This window comes from Flavobacterium sp. UGB4466 (assembly GCF_903469665.1).
GTDB classification, from domain to species: domain Bacteria; phylum Bacteroidota; class Bacteroidia; order Flavobacteriales; family Flavobacteriaceae; genus Flavobacterium; species Flavobacterium lipolyticum.
Window position 1 is genome coordinate 1 of sequence record NZ_CAGKLC010000068.1, and the last position, 20,452, is coordinate 20,452.

23 protein-coding genes are annotated in these 20,452 nt (G+C 35.6%); 19 read left to right on the forward strand and 4 right to left on the reverse strand.

Annotation, left to right across the window (positions count from 1 at the left end):
* Positions 1-49: 49 nt before the first annotated feature.
* Complete coding sequence (dnaK, locus tag JO950_RS15395; RefSeq protein WP_202703452.1) at positions 50-1,933, reverse strand: molecular chaperone DnaK; 1,884 nt, start codon at positions 1,931-1,933, stop codon at positions 50-52.
* Between the two features lie 547 nt (positions 1,934-2,480).
* On the opposite strand from dnaK, the gene JO950_RS15400 reads away from it, so the two are divergent.
* The 9 genes from JO950_RS15400 (at position 2,481) to JO950_RS15440 (ending at position 9,691) form a co-directional block, all read left to right on the forward strand.
* Positions 2,481-3,185 carry a DUF4166 domain-containing protein gene (locus JO950_RS15400; RefSeq protein WP_202703453.1) on the forward strand — a complete coding sequence of 235 codons (705 nt, stop codon included), beginning with the start codon at positions 2,481-2,483 and terminating at the stop codon, positions 3,183-3,185.
* 133 nt (positions 3,186-3,318) lie between these two features.
* Positions 3,319-4,026 carry a DUF2071 domain-containing protein gene (locus tag JO950_RS15405; protein WP_202703454.1) on the forward strand — a complete coding sequence of 236 codons (708 nt, stop codon included), beginning with the start codon at positions 3,319-3,321 and terminating at the stop codon, positions 4,024-4,026.
* A 137-nt stretch (positions 4,027-4,163) separates the two neighbouring features.
* Positions 4,164-5,435: an amidohydrolase family protein gene (locus tag JO950_RS15410; protein WP_202703455.1), complete on the forward strand. Its 1,272-nt coding sequence runs from the start codon at positions 4,164-4,166 to the stop codon at positions 5,433-5,435.
* A 44-nt stretch (positions 5,436-5,479) separates the two neighbouring features.
* Positions 5,480-6,544, forward strand: a complete 1,065-nt coding sequence (locus tag JO950_RS15415; RefSeq protein WP_202703456.1) for an ankyrin repeat domain-containing protein — start codon at positions 5,480-5,482, stop codon at positions 6,542-6,544.
* Positions 6,545-6,564: 20 nt separating this feature from the next.
* A complete protein-coding gene (locus JO950_RS15420) occupies positions 6,565-6,963 on the forward strand; it encodes an NUDIX domain-containing protein (RefSeq protein WP_202703457.1) in 399 nt (132 codons plus the stop codon).
* 191 nt (positions 6,964-7,154) lie between these two features.
* Positions 7,155-7,649, forward strand: a complete 495-nt coding sequence (gene msrA, locus JO950_RS15425) for a peptide-methionine (S)-S-oxide reductase MsrA (protein WP_202703458.1) — start codon at positions 7,155-7,157, stop codon at positions 7,647-7,649.
* Positions 7,650-7,756: 107 nt separating this feature from the next.
* On the forward strand, positions 7,757-8,242 hold the full coding sequence (locus JO950_RS15430) for a peptide-methionine (S)-S-oxide reductase (RefSeq protein ID WP_202703459.1): 486 nt from the start codon (positions 7,757-7,759) through the stop codon (positions 8,240-8,242).
* An 84-nt stretch (positions 8,243-8,326) separates the two neighbouring features.
* The gene (locus JO950_RS15435; RefSeq protein WP_202703460.1) at positions 8,327-8,764 is read left to right on the forward strand and encodes a thioesterase family protein; all 438 of its coding nucleotides are present in this window, start codon (positions 8,327-8,329) and stop codon (positions 8,762-8,764) included.
* A gap of 90 nt (positions 8,765-8,854) precedes the next feature.
* Positions 8,855-9,691: a mechanosensitive ion channel family protein gene (locus JO950_RS15440; protein ID WP_202703461.1), complete on the forward strand. Its 837-nt coding sequence runs from the start codon at positions 8,855-8,857 to the stop codon at positions 9,689-9,691.
* Positions 9,692-9,733: 42 nt separating this feature from the next.
* Here the strand turns inward: JO950_RS15440 and JO950_RS15445 are convergent, their stop codons facing one another.
* On the reverse strand, positions 9,734-10,426 hold the full coding sequence (locus JO950_RS15445; protein ID WP_202703462.1) for a hypothetical protein: 693 nt from the start codon (positions 10,424-10,426) through the stop codon (positions 9,734-9,736).
* Between the two features lie 349 nt (positions 10,427-10,775).
* On the opposite strand from JO950_RS15445, the gene JO950_RS15450 reads away from it, so the two are divergent.
* Genes JO950_RS15450 through JO950_RS15470 form a run of 5 tightly spaced genes read left to right on the forward strand, consistent with a single transcriptional unit; the run spans position 10,776 to position 14,805 of the window.
* Positions 10,776-11,165 (forward strand): DUF1398 domain-containing protein, encoded by a 390-nt coding sequence (locus tag JO950_RS15450; RefSeq protein ID WP_202703463.1) that lies wholly within the window; start codon positions 10,776-10,778, stop codon positions 11,163-11,165.
* A gap of 43 nt (positions 11,166-11,208) precedes the next feature.
* A complete protein-coding gene (locus JO950_RS15455; RefSeq protein WP_202703464.1) occupies positions 11,209-12,018 on the forward strand; it encodes a hypothetical protein in 810 nt (269 codons plus the stop codon).
* Positions 12,019-12,064: 46 nt separating this feature from the next.
* Positions 12,065-12,922, forward strand: a complete 858-nt coding sequence (locus tag JO950_RS15460; RefSeq protein ID WP_202703465.1) for a sulfurtransferase — start codon at positions 12,065-12,067, stop codon at positions 12,920-12,922.
* 18 nt (positions 12,923-12,940) lie between these two features.
* Complete coding sequence (locus tag JO950_RS15465; RefSeq protein ID WP_202703466.1) at positions 12,941-14,182, forward strand: ATP-binding cassette domain-containing protein; 1,242 nt, start codon at positions 12,941-12,943, stop codon at positions 14,180-14,182.
* Positions 14,183-14,190: 8 nt separating this feature from the next.
* A complete protein-coding gene (locus JO950_RS15470; RefSeq protein ID WP_202703467.1) occupies positions 14,191-14,805 on the forward strand; it encodes a hypothetical protein in 615 nt (204 codons plus the stop codon).
* 68 nt (positions 14,806-14,873) lie between these two features.
* On the opposite strand, the gene JO950_RS15475 is transcribed toward JO950_RS15470, so the two are convergent.
* Together JO950_RS15475 and JO950_RS15480 are read right to left on the reverse strand one after the other, a co-directional pair.
* On the reverse strand, positions 14,874-15,917 hold the full coding sequence (locus tag JO950_RS15475) for an RluA family pseudouridine synthase (RefSeq protein ID WP_202703468.1): 1,044 nt from the start codon (positions 15,915-15,917) through the stop codon (positions 14,874-14,876).
* Positions 15,907-16,530 (reverse strand): PASTA domain-containing protein, encoded by a 624-nt coding sequence (locus JO950_RS15480; RefSeq protein WP_202703469.1) that lies wholly within the window; start codon positions 16,528-16,530, stop codon positions 15,907-15,909. The genes JO950_RS15475 and JO950_RS15480 overlap by 11 nt, the downstream gene beginning before the upstream one ends.
* Before the next feature lie 598 nt (positions 16,531-17,128).
* On the opposite strand from JO950_RS15480, the gene JO950_RS15485 reads away from it, so the two are divergent.
* The 5 genes from JO950_RS15485 (at position 17,129) to JO950_RS15505 (ending at position 20,112) form a co-directional block, all read left to right on the forward strand.
* Entirely contained in the window at positions 17,129-18,097 is a 969-nt protein-coding gene (locus tag JO950_RS15485; RefSeq protein WP_202703470.1) for a D-alanine--D-alanine ligase, read from the forward strand.
* Positions 18,098-18,202: 105 nt separating this feature from the next.
* Positions 18,203-18,661: a pantetheine-phosphate adenylyltransferase gene (coaD, locus tag JO950_RS15490; RefSeq protein WP_017496542.1), complete on the forward strand. Its 459-nt coding sequence runs from the start codon at positions 18,203-18,205 to the stop codon at positions 18,659-18,661.
* A 39-nt stretch (positions 18,662-18,700) separates the two neighbouring features.
* Positions 18,701-19,285, forward strand: a complete 585-nt coding sequence (locus JO950_RS15495; RefSeq protein WP_202703471.1) for a zeta toxin family protein — start codon at positions 18,701-18,703, stop codon at positions 19,283-19,285.
* Positions 19,272-19,418 carry a hypothetical protein gene (locus tag JO950_RS15500; RefSeq protein ID WP_202703472.1) on the forward strand — a complete coding sequence of 49 codons (147 nt, stop codon included), beginning with the start codon at positions 19,272-19,274 and terminating at the stop codon, positions 19,416-19,418. The genes JO950_RS15495 and JO950_RS15500 overlap by 14 nt, the downstream gene beginning before the upstream one ends.
* 115 nt (positions 19,419-19,533) lie before the next feature.
* Positions 19,534-20,112, forward strand: a complete 579-nt coding sequence (locus tag JO950_RS15505; protein ID WP_202703473.1) for an alkylphosphonate utilization protein — start codon at positions 19,534-19,536, stop codon at positions 20,110-20,112.
* Positions 20,113-20,452: the final 340 nt, after the last annotated feature.

Genomic DNA, 20,452 nt, shown 5'->3' on the forward strand with positions numbered 1-20,452 from the left:
AGTCATTTCTGACTCGGTTTCTCAATACTTAGTACTAATTACTTAATACTTATTTCACTTCTTCGAATTCAACGTCTTCAACGTTGTCTCCTTGAGATTGCTCTTGTTGTGGAGCTGCTTGTTGCCCTTCACCACCTTGAGCGTACATTGCTTCTGTAGCTGTTTTCCAAGCTGCATTTACATTGTCTAATCCTTTTTGGATTGCATCAAGATCTTGAGATTGGTGCGCCATTCTCAATTCAGTTAAAGCATATTCGATAGCTGTTTTTTGATCGTCTGTCAATTTATCTCCCAATTCTTTCAATTGACTTTCAGTTTGGAAAATAGTACTGTCAGCTTCGTTCAATTTCTCAGCTCTTTCTTTTGCAATTTTGTCAGCATCAGCGTTAGCTTCAGCATCTTTTTTCATTTTTTCGATTTCTTCAGCTGTTAAACCAGAAGAAGCTTCGATACGGATATCGTGAGATTTTCCAGTTCCTTTATCAGTTGCAGAAACTTTGATGATACCATTAGCATCGATATCGAAAGTTACTTCGATTTGAGGAACTCCTCTTGGTGCTGGTGGAATACCATCTAAGTGGAAACGACCGATAGTTTTGTTATCAGCTGCCATAGCTCTTTCTCCTTGTAATACGTGGATTTCAACAGATGGTTGAGAATCAGCAGCAGTAGAGAATACTTGAGATTTTTTAGTTGGAATAGTTGTGTTAGACTCGATTAATTTAGTCAATACACCACCCATAGTTTCGATACCTAAAGAAAGAGGAGTTACGTCAAGTAACAATACATCTTTTACATCTCCAGATAAAACTCCACCTTGAATAGCTGCTCCAATAGCAACAACCTCATCAGGGTTAACACCTTTAGACGCTTTTTTACCGAAGAATTTCTCTACTTCGTCAGCAATTCTTGGCATACGAGTAGAACCTCCAACAAGGATTACTTCGTCGATATCAGATGTAGATAAACCTGCATCTTTTAATGCTTTAGCAACTGGCTCCATAGAACGTTTAACTAATGAATCAGTTAATTGCTCAAATTTAGCTCTAGATAATTTTTTCACTAAGTGTTTTGGTCCAGAAGCAGTAGCCGTTACATATGGCAAGTTGATTTCAGTTTCTGAAGAAGAAGACAATTCAATTTTTGCTTTCTCTGCAGCTTCTTTCAAACGTTGTAATGACATTGGGTCAAGACGTAAATCAATACCTTCTTCAGCTAAGAATTCATTTGCTAACCAGTCAATAATTTCGTGGTCAAAATCATCTCCACCTAAGTGAGTATCACCATTTGTAGACAATACTTCAAAAACTCCGTCTCCTAATTCAAGAACAGAGATATCAAAAGTACCTCCACCTAAATCGTAAACAGCAATTTTTTGATCTGTTCCTTTTTTATCCAATCCATAAGCAAGTGCAGCAGCAGTTGGCTCATTGATGATACGCATAACTTTAAGACCAGCAATTTCTCCAGCTTCTTTAGTAGCCTGACGTTGTGCATCGTTAAAGTAAGCAGGAACAGTAATAACTGCTTCAGTTACAGTTTGACCTAAATAGTCTTCAGCAGTTTTTTTCATTTTTTGAAGAGTCATTGCTGACAATTCCTGAGCAGTGTATAAACGACCGTCAATATCCACACGTGGTGTATTATTGTCACCTTTTACAACTGAGTATGAAACTCTTTTTGCTTCGTTTGTAGTCTCAGCAAAAGTGTGTCCCATAAAACGTTTAATAGAAGCAATCGTTTTTGTAGGATTCGTTACTGCTTGTCTTTTTGCAGGATCACCTACTTTAATTTCTCCACCTTCAACAAAAGCGATGATAGATGGTGTAGTTCTTTTTCCTTCTGCGTTAGGGATAACAACTGCTTCGTTACCTTCCATTACAGAAACACAAGAGTTCGTCGTACCTAAGTCAATTCCGATTATTTTACCCATTTTTTATATATTTAATTTTTGATATACATTTTATAACTCAGGTGGCATAAGTCAATCTTTGTGCCAATATAAAAAACCAAAGTAAATTGTCAGTTTTACTATTGGCACGACAATAATCATCTGACAACATGACATTTTTAATACCTGACATACGTGGCATATCAGTACTTTATCTGTCATTATCACGAGCTTTTCAATAGCTTTTAAGTTTTGAATTACCGAATAAGAAACAATAAAATTAAGCCGATTGCGGGAAGACGTACAATAATTTAAAAGTTTTTACTCATTTTAGCTAAAATTTTATGAGGTCCAGAAATCTCTACAACAAACCAGTTGTAAACGAAAAGTCAAATTAATCGGAAATTCTAAATAAAAAACATCTGATTTTTTAAATTTCAACTTTACAATTACTTGTACAAACAGAAGTAACCACAAATAATAAAAAGAGTACCCCTTTAATCCATAACCTTAGTGTTGCGCCACAACAGCAGGTATAAGTGCAAAGAAAACGGATAGAAAAATAATTTTAAACTAGTATTGAGTAAGCATGAACAAACAAAATACCGACATAAAACACATTTCAGCTTATAGAGAACAAATGGGGCCTGAGTATGAAAAATTGCACCCTGAAATACAAAAACGATTTGACTTTTCGACGACAAACAATATCGCATTTATTGGTAAAGGAACAATGGATAACATTTGGAATGGAAACAAATTTGCTGTTTTTATTCTCAAACTCTTATCGAAGACCAATATTCTATTTCCGAGAGTTGGACAAAACATTGAATATGAAATTCACAATTATCCCTATTTAGATAAGTTCAATCGAGAAGTACATTCTATGAATAGAGTATTTTTCTTTCCTGACAAAGAACAACGCTTTGACGGAACTGCCACTTATAGTCAGACGAAGAAACATATTGTAGAATATTTAGGACTTGATCATAGAATGGTTTTTGAAATGGGTTTATCAGCTGAAGACGGAGCAATTAGGTTTACATCCGGTAGACAATTTGCTTTTGTTGGCGGGCTTAAACTCCCTATACCAAAATTAGTAAGAGGAGATATTGAACTCCTGGAATGGTTTGATGATACTGAACAGAAATTTTATTTAGACTTGAGTGTAAAAAGTAAACTCTTCGGACCACTTTTTGGATTTACCGGTTGGTTTAATGCAGAGTATATTGATTTTCGTGGACAAAAAATCCCAAACAAATTTAAACCGACAAGAGAAGAGATAAAAGAATAATCCGTATCAAAAACACCATCACCTAAAAGTCATGCCACAATTGAAGTCATTAGACTGAATTTGAAGATTATTTTGTTTCTAAAAATTTACTTCGTAATTCGTTATTGCATGAGTTCCTAAAAACTAAACAACTATGAAAATCCCAACTATACACGGATATATTGACAGAAGAATTTTAATCAATTTTACGGCCGAACCAAAGGTAGTAGAGAAAATTATTCCGTTTCCATTCAGGCCAAAAATTTACAAGGGCAAAGCTATCGTTGGAATTTGTCTAATCAGATTAAAAAACATAAAACCAAAAGGATTCCCTGACTTTATTGGAGTAAACTCTGAAAATGGAGCACATAGAATTGCAGTTGAATGGGATGAAAATGGAGAAACAAAATCAGGTGTGTACATTCCTAGAAGAGATACTTCTTTAAAGCTAAACACAATTGTTGGCGGACGGGTATTTCCAGGTAAACATTATTATGCAAAATTCAACGTAAAAGAAAAAAACGGAAATTATCAAATTAATTTTAAGAGTTCTGACGGAACCATGACATTAATTGAAGCTGATGAGGCAAGTACTTTTAATGAAAAATCAATTTTTGAAACACTATGCGATGCCTCTGATTTTTTTGAAAATGGAGACCTCGGATATTCCCCAAATGACAACAAATTTGATGGGCTAAGGTTAAAAGCGTATCATTGGGAAGTTAAACCGCTTGATGTTCTGAAAGTAAAATCAACTTTTTTTGAAAATGAAGAAATTTTCCCAAAAGGTACCGTGAAATTCGACAATGCATTACTTATGACAAACATCGAACACGAATGGAAAAGTGAAGCGAACAAATAATCAGTGACCATAGCAGTCTTGTTTCGAGAGCTCTCTTTAAGTCCGAATTTAAAGATGATTTGCACCTTGTATTCCTCAAAATATACCGAACTTACTAAACATAATCCAAAAAAAATAAAAACCAAACCACAGAAAAAATGAAAATTAAACTAACATTTTCTCTATACTTCTTACTATTAATTAATGTACAAGCGCAGAATAAAAGTGAATTTATTATAAAGGATATTAATTTGCTGCCAATGACCAATTTGGACATTATTAACAACAAAAGTGTTTTAATTCAAAATGGCAAAATAGTTCAGATTGATGACTTCAAGAAATTACCTAAGATTAGGAAAATCAAAGTAATACAAGGAAAAGGAAAATATTTAATGCCTGGATTAACCGAAATGCACAGTCATTTACCCGTTGAAAGTAAAGTTGACACCTTGCTAATCGAAAATATTGCTGCAGGGGTTACTCGTTTGCGTATTATGAATACGAAAACTCCTCAATTACAACTAAAAGAGCGATTAAAACACAGTCCAAATACAATTACTCCTAAACTATATTACAGTCATATTATTACACGTGACGTCAAATATAATGAAATACAATTTGACAGTTTGATGGCTGAAATTAAAAAAAATGACATTAATTTCATAAAATTATTCAGCATAGCAAATGAAACGGTTTTTGATAATTTAATGGCTTCTGCGAACAAAAATAATGTGATTGTTTGTGGACATTATCCAAGCGGGATAAAAATCGACAAAGTCCTAAATTCAGGTTTTAAAAGTATCGAACATCTGGCAGGATATGATAAAATAAAAGATGAAAATGAATTAAACAACGCAATCAAACTAACACAGGAAAGAAAGGTTTTTAATTGTCCAACCTTAGATTGGGACTTAATGGCATATGATTTACAATACCCAAACGAATATAAAAACCGACTCACCTATTCAAATTTACCAACTAAATATTTAAAAAAATGGGAAACTCAATATAGCCAAGCAATTGAGAAAGCAGGTTTGGAAAAAGTTTTGCTCAACAAAGAAAAATACCTCCCTACTTTTGCTTACAAACAGGAAATAGTAAGGAAACTACATAAAAATAATTGTTTATTGCTTTTAGGAAGCGATCCTGGAAATAGTTTTCAAATGAATGGTTTTAATATGTTTGAAGAAATGTATAATTGGTCTAAAGCAGCAATCGACAATTTCACAATCCTAAAATCAGCAACAATAACTCCTGCAATATTCTTTAACGAAGATCGCATTTGGGGCACAATCGAAATTGGAAAATCTGCCGACTTGATCGTACTTGAAAAAAATCCGTTAGAAGATATTAAAAATATCACAACAGTTGAAATGACAATAAAAGAGGGCGAAATTTATCTAAAAAAGGAACTTTTGAATAAACTGTAAACTCCGTTGAAAAAGAATTGTGAAAAAGCACAAACAATAAAATAATGGCTAAAAAAAGAAAAACGCTTCCAAAAAATTTTGACGAATTAATTAAAAAGAAAGACATTGAAGCTCTAAAAAAAGTATTCGACACTTGTGAATTAGACGCAAGAGGCGGTTACGGAAAAACAACAGCATTGAGCTTTTGGGGAATCCCAAATGAGCTTGTACACTGGTTAGTACAAAAAGGCGCACATCTCGAAGCTATTGACACTTATAACCGTACTGCACTGCACCAGCACGCTTCGATACGTAGTGGAGATATAGCCCCTTTTTTAGAATTGGGTGCCAATATCAATGTACTCGATTATAATGATAATACACCCTTACACTTTGCAGCCGGCAGTGGTTTTAATGTAGCCGCAGTTAAAAAGCTGATTGAATACGGAGCAGCTACCAATGCTTTAAACAGAGACAAGCAAACGCCATTAGTATATGCTTTAAAACGAGCCAGTAATATCAACCTCATCAATTTGGCAGAAATATCAAAAATACTTCTGAAATCCTCCCTTGAAATAACACAAGAGATGAAAGACACTGTTACACGACGAGGGGAAGATTTTGAATTTCATCGGGAGAATTTCAATAAAGATTCTTTGAATGATACAGATTTTGCATTAAATGAGCTTTACACTATTTTTGATGTTCCGCCAGTAAAAAAACGAATTCTGCACGATGGCATGTCTCCAATTGTTGTAAACGGTGGTACCTGGCAAAAACAATACGAAGAACTTTGGGAGCTATTGGTCCCATCAAAAGGCAGTGCAAAAACGATTCAGGGTGAAGTGGTCCGTATTTCAGGAAAAGTGAGAGACGAAATCTACCGTAATGGAGGCGGAAACTGGAATATTGATTTTAAAAAGATGTTAGATGCACTTTTTACCCACCTATCTTCAAACCATTGTCTGTCTGATCAAGAACTTGAAGAAGCCAATTCAATTATAAAAGATATTCGCAAAAACGGAGACGGAGAGTCTGATGAACTTATTTTTTTATGCGAACTGGCTACTAAATGGGTTCTGGCGAATACAACACCCATTTTACTTGATACACCCAATTATAAAATATAAACAAATTAATAAACAAACTGATGATTGAAATCGATAAAATTGCATTAATAAAAGTCGAAAATGGCCAAATTTTAAGCACTAAATCAAGAGGGAAAAACAAATATTATATTCCGGGCGGAAAAAGAGAAGCTAACGAAACCGATGAACAAACTCTAATTAGGGAAATCCAGGAAGAACTAAGTGTTGAAATCCTACCGGAATCTATCGAATATGTGGGAACTTTCAAAGCGCAGTCTGACGGACATGCAGATGGAATTACCGTAAAAATGACCTGCTACAAGGCAGATTACACCGGAACTCCAAAGGAAAGCAATGAAATAGCCGAAATTAAATGGTTAAATTATAAAGATCTCGACATCATTTCAGAGGTTGATAAAATTATCTTCACACATCTGAAAGAAAACGGATGGATCAATTAAACAAAAATTAAAGATGGGCGAAGAGAATTTTTTGTTTTGCAGTTTCAGAAAACCATAACGGAACCGACAAGGCATCAAAAAAAGCACAAACAATTGACAAACTGCAATATAAACAATTACCATTAATACTATTCGCATATTTAGTAAATTGCAGTACTAAAATTTCAGTACATCAATAACAATTGTAAAATATGGAAACTAAAAAAGCATATATCGCAGGAGGCTGCTTCTGGGGAATGGAAGAACTGTTCAGAACCCGTCCGGGAATTTTAAATACTGAAGTAGGTTACATTGGCGGACAAAACGAAAACCCAACTTACAGGAATCATCCCGGCCATGCCGAGGGAATAGAACTGACCTATGATCCTGAAGTTACAAACTTTAGAGAGATTCTGGACTACTTTTACCGCATTCACAATCCTACTACGATAGACCGTCAGGGCAATGATAGGGGTTCCAGTTATCGTTCTGCCATTTTTTATCAAAACGAAGAGGAAAAGGCCATTGCCAAAGAGGTCATTAATCTTGTAGATATTTCAAAAAAATGGGGAGAAACTGCAGTAACCACTTTAGAACCTTATAGTACTTTTTGGGCTGCCGAACCGGAGCATCAGGACTATCTGCAAAAACACCCAAATGGTTACACCTGTCACTTTGAAAGATTTGAAGAGAGTTTCTTACTCTAAGCACTAACCATCTTTTATCTCCAATAAAGAAGATCATAAAAATTTCAAAACTTTATTGGAGATCGTATTGGATCAAAATAGACTGAAATTAATAAGACCGTAATCAAATGAATACAATAGGTTTTGGAGGAGGCTGTCATTGGTGTACCGAAGCAGTTTTTGATTTTTTTAAAGGAGTAACCAATGTGCGGCAGGGCTGGATAAAGTCTGAAGCACCTGACGATACTTTTTCGGAAGCCGTTCTTGTTGATTTTGATTCCCGTATTATCCCGTTAGAAGTACTCATTGAAGCACACTTAATTACACATTCCAGCACTTCAAATCACAGTATGAGAGAAAAATACCGATCTGCTATTTACTTTTTCAACAACAATGAAGCTGCCCAAATTTCAGAAATACTCCAAAAACTGGATCATAAATTAGACCGAAAACACATTACCAGAATCTTACCTTTTACTGCCTTTAAAAGCAACGAAGAACAATTTCTACACTATTACGAAACCCGAAAAGAAGCTCCGTTCTGCCAAACTACTATTGTTCCAAAACTGAAAAAATTACAAGAGGAGTTTGAAAAACATAAAAAAAGCAGTTAAAATTAAAGTAAAATATTCTTTCGTTTTCCAAAAGAGATATAAATATTCGTAATTTCGGTTTTTCATTAAAATTACAATTACAAAATGGCTTCATTTATTAAAGAAATCTCTTTTCGCTGGTCGGATCTTGACCCAAACTTTCACGTTCGTCACAGTGCTTATTACGATTTTGGCGCACAGCATCGTATTGAAATCCTTGAAGAACTGGGTTTAACTTTAAGAGTAATGCAAACGCAGGGTTTTGGACCTGTTTTGTTTAGAGAAGAATGTATTTTCAGAAAAGAACTAAAACTTTCCGATAAAATATTTATTCATACCAAAACCTCAAAAATGAAAGCCGATGCTTCACGCTGGTCGATCATTCATGAATTCAGAAGAGAAGACAATACGCTTTGTGCTGTCATTACAGTTGACGGGGCCTGGATGGATACTAAACTTCGTAAACTAGCTTCTCCAACACCGGAAATCGCCATCGAAGCATTAAGCATCTTCCCAAAAAGTGATGATTTTGTTGGACTTTAAAGCAAAATTCAATCTGATATAAATTACAAAAATCCAAAAAGCACATTCTGACAAAAGTTGTTTTTTGGATTTTTTTCAAACTTAAAACCTATGATCGACTACTTAAAAGACTTTAGAATAGGGATTTTCATTGCCGTTATAGCGATTACCACTGTAATTCTTGGCGCGATTACCGATAAGGTACTTCGTTATTTTTTGTATCGCAAACAGGCCAATAAAGAATATGATGCTACCGGCTTTAAGTTCCTGAAGCACCTGATCATTACTGTAATTTATATTTTAGGATTTGCCTTTGCGTTAATTCAGATTCCCGAATTTAAAATAATAGGTCACTCCGTTCTGGCAGGAGCCGGAGTAATCTCAATTGTTGCCGGTCTGGCTTCCCAACAAGCCTTAAGCAATATTGTAAGCGGAATATTTCTTGTTGTTTTTAAACCCTTTCGCATCAACGATAAAATTACCATCAACAATTTTGTGGGTACTGTAGAAGATATCAATCTTAGACAAGTGGTCCTGAAAGATGCCGAAAACAACCGGATTATCATTCCAAATTCAGTAATCAGCGCCCAGATTATTGTCAACACCAACATGCACGATAGCAAATGTTGCAAAATCATAGAAATCGGTATTGGTTATCAGTCTGATATTGAAAAAGCCTTAGAAATCATGCAAGACGAAATTGCCAAACATCCGTTTTTTATCGATACCCGAACTGCCGAAAGCAAAAAACAAAACACACCTCTAGTTGTAGCTCGTGTAGTAGCACTGGCAGACTCAAGTGTAACCTTAAAAGCATGGGCATGGGCAAAAAACTCTACAGAGGGCTTTATCCTCTATTGTGATTTGCTCCAAAGCATTAAAAAACGTTTTGATGAAGGCGGTATTGATATTCCTTATCCACAGCAGGTAATAACGCTCAAAAAGTAGTTTTACTCTTCAAATCATTTCATGCCACAATTCAGGACTTCTTTATTGAAACTTGAGTCCAAAATTAACTTTATCAAAAGTAGTACTGCAGGAAACCGCAAAACGTCCCACATTAACCGTTCCGAAAATTCCTTCTTCTCCATGGCCGGAATAAAATCCTCCTGCCGAAAAACGAGCATTCTGATACTTCAGTGCAATATCATTAACCCTGCTGTTTAACTGTCCAAAAACAATAAGGTTGGGAACAATTTCATAACTCGCAAAGACTTTTGGAGCCAGTTTTTTATAATAGCCAAACCCCTCATCACTACCATTATGAATACTGGAAGAATGCAGATTTGCCAGACTTCCTCCAATGAAAGTATTCTCACCAAAATGCCAGGATACACTAAAACCTGTAAAGGTTCCGTCATATCCGCTTCGGGATTCTACATAACCCACAGAGATTGTTGCACGAAACTTATCACACATCTTACCAATATAACCAACGTAGGTTCGGTCTAATTCAGTTTTATTAACACCTGCTCCAAAAATAATATCATCCTGACACATGGTAAGCGCGTACTGAAAATAAGCCGAATACTGATTTTTATTTCCCGCAATGACACTTCTCCCCTTATCCAGATCAATATTTGGCGAAATCACAGTCGAATTTATCACAGCAAAATCAAATGTATTCATTTCCTGCGCAAATACGGGAGAAGCAATTAGAAACAAAAGTAAGACTGTTTTCATAATGTCAAATTTAGGTGCAAAATTCTTTTACTAAATTACTGACAAAATGATACGCTGAAAAAGAAACTCCACAAAGTGATAAAATACTCGTTAAAATACAATATATTAAGAAAAATAGGAGAATTTCACTCTCTTCTATTTATTATTTATTGCATTTTCAATTCCATTTTAAAATCATAAATTGTATTTTTGAATCAATAACACAAATTAACCAAACCAATTATGTTAGTTCCCTTTTTACAAGTTTCCGGAAAAGAAAACAGACACACCTTGCTGCACAACTCAGAGAAAACAAGTAAAAAACACCACAATTATTCTTTTTAATTCACATCATTTAAAATTAAAATATATGTTTACAATAGAACAAATCAAAGAAGCACATGCCAAAGTACAAACCGGTGCTGACTTCCCTAATTATATTCAGGACTTAATCATTTTAGGCGTAAAAGGCTATGATACTTTCGTGCATGACGGACATGTGGAATACTACGGAGTAAACAATTATCATGTAACGGCTGACGAAAAATACGACGAGATAAAAGTAGAATCAGTTCCAAACAAAGAACGTTTTATCGAATTTTTAGTGATGCATCAGGATGGTCAGACCGATTACCTTACTTTTTGCCGTCACGCTGCTCAATGTGGAATAGCCAAATGGAGAGTCGACATTATAGAAATGACCTGTACTTATTTTGACAAAGGCGAAAATGAAATTTTAATCGAAAAAATTCCAGGTTAACCTTTTAATCCTAAAAATAAAACGATCCAAAGAATCCTACTTAATGAAAAATACAATCGCCGTAGTGGGTCTCACACTATTACTATTTGCCTGCAATTCAAAACAACCGGAAGATAAAATAAACACTCCCGCCAATACTAAAAAAGAAAGCACACACAAAAAAACTTCAGAAAATAAGTCTGTTGGTTCTCCAAACTATGAGATCTCAACCTACGACAATCCTGAATTTACATCCCGAATAACAGAGCATAAAAAGGACTTAAAGCAATTTTCAGAAAAAAAGCTCTTTTCAGTTATTCATGATAAATGGATTCAAAAACTAAGCAAAGAGCAACAGTCTTTTTTTAGCGAAAATCCTAACTACGAATTACTTTCTATGGCCAAAGGAAATCTATTTCAGGAAGACAGTAATGATTTTGTTTTTATCGTTTACGATAAAAAGAAGGTGAAAATTTCGATTTTACTCTATAACGGCCTAACTTCTGAATATGCTGAATTATACAAAGACATTAAAGTCAAAAATGGCTTTGCTGACACCGATTCTGATACTAGTTTTTTCAGAACACTTGACTATCAATTTGCAGATGAATTTTTATTTTACAATGAAGACGCTCTTAAAGAACATCCCGATAATTATTTAGAAACCTATGTTGCGGCTAAAATTACTGACCTTTCAAAAGACGACGATTTTGCATTAGACCATGGATCCTTTGCAAAAAACGTTTCGAGAACCAATCTGTCAAATACTCTTTGCCTTGCTACAAGTTCTGTTTATAGCAATTGGGATTGCTTGCGATATGATAAAACAAACCATACTTTTTTAATTTTTTATACACAGGCCTTCGCAGACTAAATATCCCGCTTTTGTATAAGAATTCTAAAAAATAAACTTTTTTAAGATGGCCACTAAACTTTCACCGATCCTAAGCCCTAAAGAATTAGTACAACGCTCTAATTCACCTGAAATTATTCTCATTGACGCCAGAGCCGGAATAAACGCAGAAGAAAATTATCGCAGTGAACATCTTAAAGGAGCACGTTATATCGATTTAAACAAGGACCTAGCAACCGTAGCGACCGATCCTTCAAACGGCGGAAGACATCCCTTACCTTCCATAGAGAAATTTTCTGAGGTACTTTCTAAAGCAGGAATTTCACCTGAAAGTCATGTCGTAGTTTATGATGATAAAAACGGATCAAACGCGGCAGCCCGCTTTTGGTGGATGCTTCGGGCGATAGGACATGAAAAAGTTCAGGTTTTAAATGGCGGCTTACAGGAAGCTGTAAAAGCAGGTTTTCCAGTAAATACTGAAATCGAAACTTTTAAAACGACTGAAAGATATCCTATTTCAAACTGGACTTTAAAAACTGCAGACATTGAAGAAGTCGAAAAAGCCCGAAATAACAACGAAAACATTGTCATTGATGTAAGAGACAAAAATCGATTTGACGGTCTGACAGAACCTCTGGATTTGATTGCAGGACATATTCCGGGTGCGATTAATGTCCCTTTTAGCGAAAATTTAGACGCTAACGGTTCTTTTCAATCTCCTCCATTTTTACAAGAGAAATATTCCCGAATCATTGGCGACAAAGAGCCTGAAAATATAATTGTACATTGTGGCTCAGGAGTCACCGCCTGTCATACTTTGCTGGCCATGGATTATGCCGGAATCCCCATCCCTAAACTATATGTAGGTTCCTGGAGCGAATGGTCGCGCAACGATCGTGAAATGGCTACTAAACCAATTGAATAATCACTTTAGAATACAGAAATGCAGCATTGGGACATACTTTTATCAAATCAGGTCAATAAAAAAGCTTTTATAGACACTATACTTTTAGGGGAAGCCAAAGGAGAATTAGCCCTTTTTAACACTCAAAAAGGTATTTTGTTCTCAGACATCGCTATCGAGAAATTCATCGAAAAAGAATACCAATACGATACTGTTGAAGCAGCTCCTGAATCGCACAGACAACTAAGAACTTTTTCTTCGGGCGAACGAAAGAAAGAGTTTCTGAAATATTGCATCAAGCAAAATCCCGATTTTATCATTTTTGATAATCCCTTCGATCATTTAGATCTGGCCTCACGTGCTGCTTTAGCAAAATCTCTGGAAAAATTAACCGATGACATTGCAATCATTCAATTGGTCAATCGCGTAGCAGATGTACTTGATTTTGTTCCGAATAAAGCATCAATTAAAGACAATTCCTTTAAACTGCATCCGATTTCAAAAAACGAAAAACATTTTAAAACTTTAAACACGGCAGCAATTCCCAAAGCGATTGAACCGCACTCTTTTCACGAAAGTGTTTTAATCAAAATGGATAAAGTCTCTGTAAGTTACGAGGAAAGAAAAATTGTCGATAACATCTCATGGACAATTAAACAAGGGGAATTCTGGCAACTGGTTGGTCCGAACGGTTCCGGAAAGAGCACCCTCTTGTCTCTAATCACAGGCGATAATCCAAAGGGATTCGGTCAGGATTTGCATCTATTTGGAAGAAAAAAAGGAAGCGGCGAAAGTGTTTGGGACATTAAAAAGCAAATTGGAATTTTCGCAACTTCTATGACTGACCTGTTTCAAAAGGGACATACTCTGGAAGAAATGATTCTTTCCGGTTTTTTTGATTCCATCGGATTGTATATCGAACCCACTACTTTACAAAAACAAACGGTAACACAGTGGCTCGAAGTAATTGAAATGAGCCACTTACGAAAAAAACGCTTCATTGACCTTTCTATAGGACAGCAAAGAGTCGCTTTAATTGTCAGAGCCGTTCTAAAACATCCTCCGTTATTGATTCTTGACGAACCTGTCGAAGGTCTTGACGATGAAAATGTTGACTTGGTCATTCAATTGATCAACACCATCAAACAAGAAACAAATGTGAGTATCCTATACGTTTCACATCGTATAGAAAATGGCCTCGCTCCTACTTCGGTATTTGAACTTTTGCCAACTCCAACCGGATCTATCGGTAAAATCAAATACCATTCAGAGTTAAATTAAAAACAAAAATGAAAATTAAACATCTTACTTTTCTAGCATCTACAATGCTACTGATTTCCTGTTCAGGTACTATTTCGACTGCGAAAAAAGAATATCAAATCACAAAAACTGCCGCGTTAAAATCCGCTTGGAATTTTAATCCCAATGAATGGAGACTCCAAAACGATACCTTAACCGGAAACGGAGGGCCAATGCATTGGGGTGTGATCGAATCAAAAAAGAAGCTTCCAAAAAATTACGAAATCGACTTTAAAGTAAACATCGTCAAAGAATCTTTGTTTGAAGTCATGCTTCATATCGATCAGGAAAACTACATTCGAACCTACTTATACACGATCGATCAGAATATCGTGATTGGAAGAGGCGCCTACAATAAAAACAGTGATGAATACTCGAAACGTGGCGGACCAACCCTGTTTAAAAAACCAATGCAACTGGAAAACAACAAATGGTATGCGGTAAAAATCAGAGTTTCAAACAATCAGTTGTACTTTACTGTCAACAATCAAACGTTCTTAGAATGTTCCATTGAAAAAAGTAATTTAAACCAACAAGGAAAGTTGGGGTTCATAACCAACGGACACGCAAAAATAAGCCAGTTAACCATTAGAACAATTCCATAAAAAAAGCTCCATCAGGAGCTTTTTTTCTATAGTAAATTATCTAATTTTCTAATGGACCAATTATCCAATTAATTTTCTTCTTCATCTACATTGTGCGTTTTCACGTAATTACGCCATTTCTCAATACAATCCTGAAAGTCCTGAGGCAGTTCCGTATCAAAACGCATCATTTCACCTGTATTTGGATGTACAAAACCAAGTGTTTTAGCATGCAGCGCCTGACGTGGTAATGCTTTAAAACAGTTTTCGATAAACTGTTTGTACTTGGTAAACGTGGTTCCTTTTAAAATCAAATGACCTCCGTAACGTTCGTCATTAAACAACGGATGCCCGATATGTTTCATATGAGCACGAATCTGGTGTGTTCTTCCGGTTTCCAGTTTACAGGAAATCAAAGTCACATAACCAAAACGTTCCAATACTTTATAATGTGTAATAGCAGGTTTTCCTATTTCAGGATCTGCAAAAACAGCCATTTGCATGCGGTCTTTTAAATGTCTGGCAAGGTTTCCTTCTATCGTTCCCGATTCTTCGGCTACATTCCCCCAAACCAGCGCAATATACTCGCGTTCTGAGGTTTTGGCTTCAAATTGTTTGGCCAAATGTGTCATTGCCGCTTCAGTTTTTGCCACTACCAAAAGTCCGGACGTATCCTTATCAATTCGGTGTACCAAGCCCGGACGTTCACTGCTGTTCATTGGCAAATTATCAAAATGATGCGCCAGTGCATTCACCAGTGTTCCGGTATAGTTTCCGTGCCCCGGATGTACCACCATTCCAGGCTCTTTGTTGATTAACAACAAAGCATCGTCTTCATATACAATATTCAACGGAATATCTTCCGGTAAAATATGGTTTTCAAAAGGAGGATGCGACAACATCACGGTCACCACATCAAACGGTTTTACTTTATAATTTGATTTAACCGGAATATCATTTACAAAAATGTTTCCTTCAGTAGCAGCGTTCTGAATTTTATTTCGCGTCGCATTCTGAATCAAATTCATTAAATATTTGTCAATACGCAAAAGCGCCTGACCTTTAGGGACTTCAAATCTGAAGTGTTCGAATAATTCGTCTTCCAGATCTAAATTTTCAGTATTATTGCTCATCATTAGTTTTTTCAGTAGTTGGCGCAGCTACACTGTCTACAGCCTGCCCTTCATCTTCATAAGTTGCTTTTCCGTCTCCTAAAACCAAGTCAATTTTAGAAGCTTTCAGCACACGATCTCCTACTTTTAAGTTTCTTCCTTTATAACGCATCTCCAAAACCATATCTTTTCCTAAGTTTGGAATATAAGTAATCGTTCCTGCTTCAAGCCCTAAAGCTTTTAGCGTTGGAACCGCCTCACGATAGGTTTTCTCAATTAAATCAGGTACTTTAACAGAGGAAAATCCTGATGCATTAATTTTAATATATATTTTTCTTCCCACTTTTACTTTTGTTCCCGGCAGAGGATCCTGCTCAACAACACTGTATTTTGGGAATTCACTTCGGTAATCAACGCTGTCCAAAAGTACATAATCCAGATCCAGTTCATCCAGTTTTGACTCTACCTGCTCCTCCGTTAGTTTGGATAAATTCGGAACAGTAATTTCATTACCATGATCAGTGGTAAAAGTCAACCAATGCATAAACAGATAACCCAAAACGGCAATTATAGCTGCCGCACTTAATACTTGCACAAAAAATACCCGGCTCGTTAAATACTTACGTAAACTCATAAATTTATTTTTATTAGTCGCAAAGATAAAGCTATTTCGTTTCAAAAAAAATGATAATTTTGTTTTAGACAAGAAAGTCGTTTGATTGCCATTCTTATGGAAAATAAAGCGCTTTGCAATTTTAATTTTTAGAAGCTCTCTCCTGCTGTCCGCTGTATCTTTTGCGTCCGCTATCGCGTACACAAAAGGATGCCGCTCCCATCAGGGCTAGGGATTTAGGTTTTATAAGAACCTTTCCGGTGTTACTTATTCATCTCGAAAGATAGAGAGTACCTGCCGCTACTGTCAAACTAAGCGGATTCGAAGTTCTGCAAAGTGGCTTCAACTCCGCTCAGTCAGACAAACGATTAAAACAAGTAGTGCAATTCGCAGCAAAAACCTGAAACCTGAAACTTGAAACAAATAAACGATTAAACAAATAAACAGTTAAACATACTTAGAAGAAGTCGAAGTTCTGCAAAGTGGCTTCGACTCCGCTTAGCCAAACAAACAAACAAACAAACAAACAAACGAACAAAGTAATTCGTGAAAATTAGTGCAATTCGTGGCAAAAAAACGATTAAACGATTAAACAAATAAACAGTTAAACATATAAAAAATGAAAAACATAGCCATTATCATGGGCGGATATTCAAGCGAATATAAAATTTCGTTAATCAGCGGAAACGTGGTACATCAATATCTTGACAAAACAAAATACAACGGATTCCGTATTCATATTTTCAAAGAAAAATGGGTTTATGTAGACGAAAACAACGCCGAATTTACCATTGATAAAAACGATTTTTCAGTAACCGTAAACGATCAAAAAATTACTTTCGATTGTGTTTTCAATGCCATTCACGGAACTCCGGGCGAAGACGGTTTAATGCAGGCTTATTTTGAGTTATTAGGGATTCCGCAATCTTCCTGCGACTACTATCAGGCAGCATTAACCTTCAACAAACGTGATTTATTATCGGTTTTAAAACCATACGGAATCAAAACGGCGATTTCGTATTACCTAAATAAAGGCGATGTAATCCATACGGCCGAAATCGTTAAGAAAGTAGGTTTACCATGTTTTGTTAAACCAAACAAAGCAGGTTCCAGCTTCGGAATTTCAAAAGTAAAAACAGAAGCCGAACTTCCAATTGCAATCGAAGTAGCATACAAAGAAGACAACGAAATCATCATCGAAAGTTTCCTTGACGGAACCGAAGTTTCAGTAGGAGTAATCAATTATCAGGGAGAAATTAAAGTTTTACCTATTACCGAAATTGTATCTGATAATGACTTCTTCGATTATGAGGCTAAATATGAAGGGAAATCACAGGAAATTACTCCTGCACGAATTTCTGACGAATTAACTCAAAAAGTAAGCGAAACAGCAAAACGTGCTTACGAAGTCTTAAAAATGAAAGGTTTCTCCAGAAGCGAATTCATTATTGTAGACAACGAACCTTATATGCTCGAAATGAATACCATTCCGGGTTTAACCACCGAAAGTTTGATTCCACAGCAAGCTCACGCAGCAGGAATTTCACTGGAAGATTTATTTACTAATGCGATTGAGTTAGCTTTGTAAAAGATGCTAAGAAACTGAGGTGCTAAGATTCTAAGATTTTAGCACCTTATTTTCTCAAAAAAAACTTAGTACCTTAGCGACTCAGAACCTTAGAACCTCTAAAAAATGCGAAAAGCCCTATTCCCCGGATCATTTGACCCTATTACACTGGGACACGAAGACATCATCAAAAGAGGAATTCCTTTATTTGATGAAATCGTTATTGCCATTGGTGTCAACGCCGAAAAAAAATACATGTTTTCACTCGAAGAAAGAAAACGCTTTATAGAAGAAACTTTTAAAGATGAACCCAAAGTTTCAGTGATCACTTATGAAGGATTAACCATTGATCTGGCTAAAAAACTTAAAGCTAATTTCATCCTGAGAGGCTTACGCAATCCTGCCGATTTTGAATTCGAAAAGGCCATTGCACACACCAACAGAAAACTATCTAAAATAGAAACCGTATTTCTATTAACAGCAGCAAGTACTTCATTTATTAGTTCAAGCATTGTTCGTGATGTATTACGTCATGGCGGAGAATATGAAATGCTGGTTCCGGATGCGGTTAGGGTGAAGAAGTAAAATCTTTGTTCTTTCTATTTTTACCTATATTTGTAAGAAATGAAGAAAAACCTCTACATAATCGCAGGTTGTAATGGAGCTGGCAAAACCACTACTTCTTTTACAATTTTACCGGATATCCTGAATTGCAAAGAATTTGTAAATGCAGATGAAATCGCTAAAGGACTCTCTCCTTTTCAACCTGAAAAGGTCTCATTTGAAGCTGGAAGAATAATGCTAAATAGAATAAATGATCTCTTAATCATTAAAGAAAATTTTGCCTTTGAAACTACTTTAGCAACTAAAAGTTACAAATCAAAAATAATTGATGCCCAAAAGAATAATTATATCGTAACTCTCCTTTTTTTCTGGCTACAAAATGTAGATCTAGCAATTGAAAGGGTAAGAACAAGAGTTTTAGAAGGTGGCCACAATATTGAAACCGAAACTATTCGGCGAAGATATCAAAATGGAATAAAAAACTTATTTGAAATTTATCTTCCAATAGTTGATGAAGTAATGATTTTTGATAATTCAGTCGGAAAACCCGAACTTATAGCTGAAAAAAATCTGGAATCTGAAATAGATATTCTAAACAAAATTAAATTCAATAAACTAAAACAACACTATCATGAAAGCCTATAAAAGAACAGTAAATCAAACCAAAATTTTAGAAGGGATGGATAAAGTTTATGATAAATTGATTGAATTCAAAAAAAAGATGAATAGCGAAATAATCATTTTGAAGGACAATAAAATAGTTCGAGTTAAACCCTAAATTTATAAAGTAATATTCATGACTAAGAAACAATGACACATAAAAGTCAAATACATAAACTTGCAAGCGAATACAATTAAAAGTAATTTCGCCTTTTTAAAACAAACAATAAATAATGAGTATCGAAAGAGAATTAAATAAACGCAGCGGATCTAAATGTGAACTTTGTGGAGCAGAGGAAAACCTAAAAGTATATCAGGTATTACCAACTCAAAAAGGCGGAATTGAGGAAGCTATATTTGCCTGCAATACCTGTATCGACCAAATCGAAAATCCGGATAATGTTGATTTAAACCACTGGAGATGTCTTAATGACAGTATGTGGAATGAAAACGTTGCTGTACAAGTTGTAGCCTGGAGAATGTTAAGCCGTATGCGTGCCGCAGGTTGGCCACAAGAATTACTGGATATGATGTATTTAGACGAGGATACTTTGGCATGGGCTAGCGCCACTGGCGAAGGCGAAGACGACGAAAATAAAATCGTTCATCGTGACAGTAACGGTGTTATTTTAGAACACGGAGATTCTGTAGTTCTAATTAAAGATCTTAAAGTAAAAGGATCGAGCATGGTAGCCAAACAAGGGACTGCCGTACGTAACATCCGTTTAGACCATGAAAACGCCGAATACATAGAAGGAAAAGTTGACGGTCAGCAAATCGTGATTATTACCCAATACGTGAAGAAAATATAGTTTTTTTTGAGGTGCTAAGCTGCTAAGGTACTGAGGTGCTAAGTTTTTATAGCTTTTACTCTCAAAACCACAACCTGAAACCTGAAACATGAAACTTGAAACCTGAAACAAATATAATTTTAGGAACAAAGGTTCAAAGTTACAAAGGGACAAAGGTTTCTTTTTGAGGTACTAAGGTTCTAAGATGCTGAGTTGCTAAGTTTTTTTGCTTTTACTCTCAAAACCACAACCTGAAACCTGAAACTTGAAACTTGAAACTTGAAACAAATATAATTTTAGGAACAAAGGTTCAAAGTTACAAAGGGACAAAGGTTTCTTTTTGAGGTACTAAGGTTCTAAG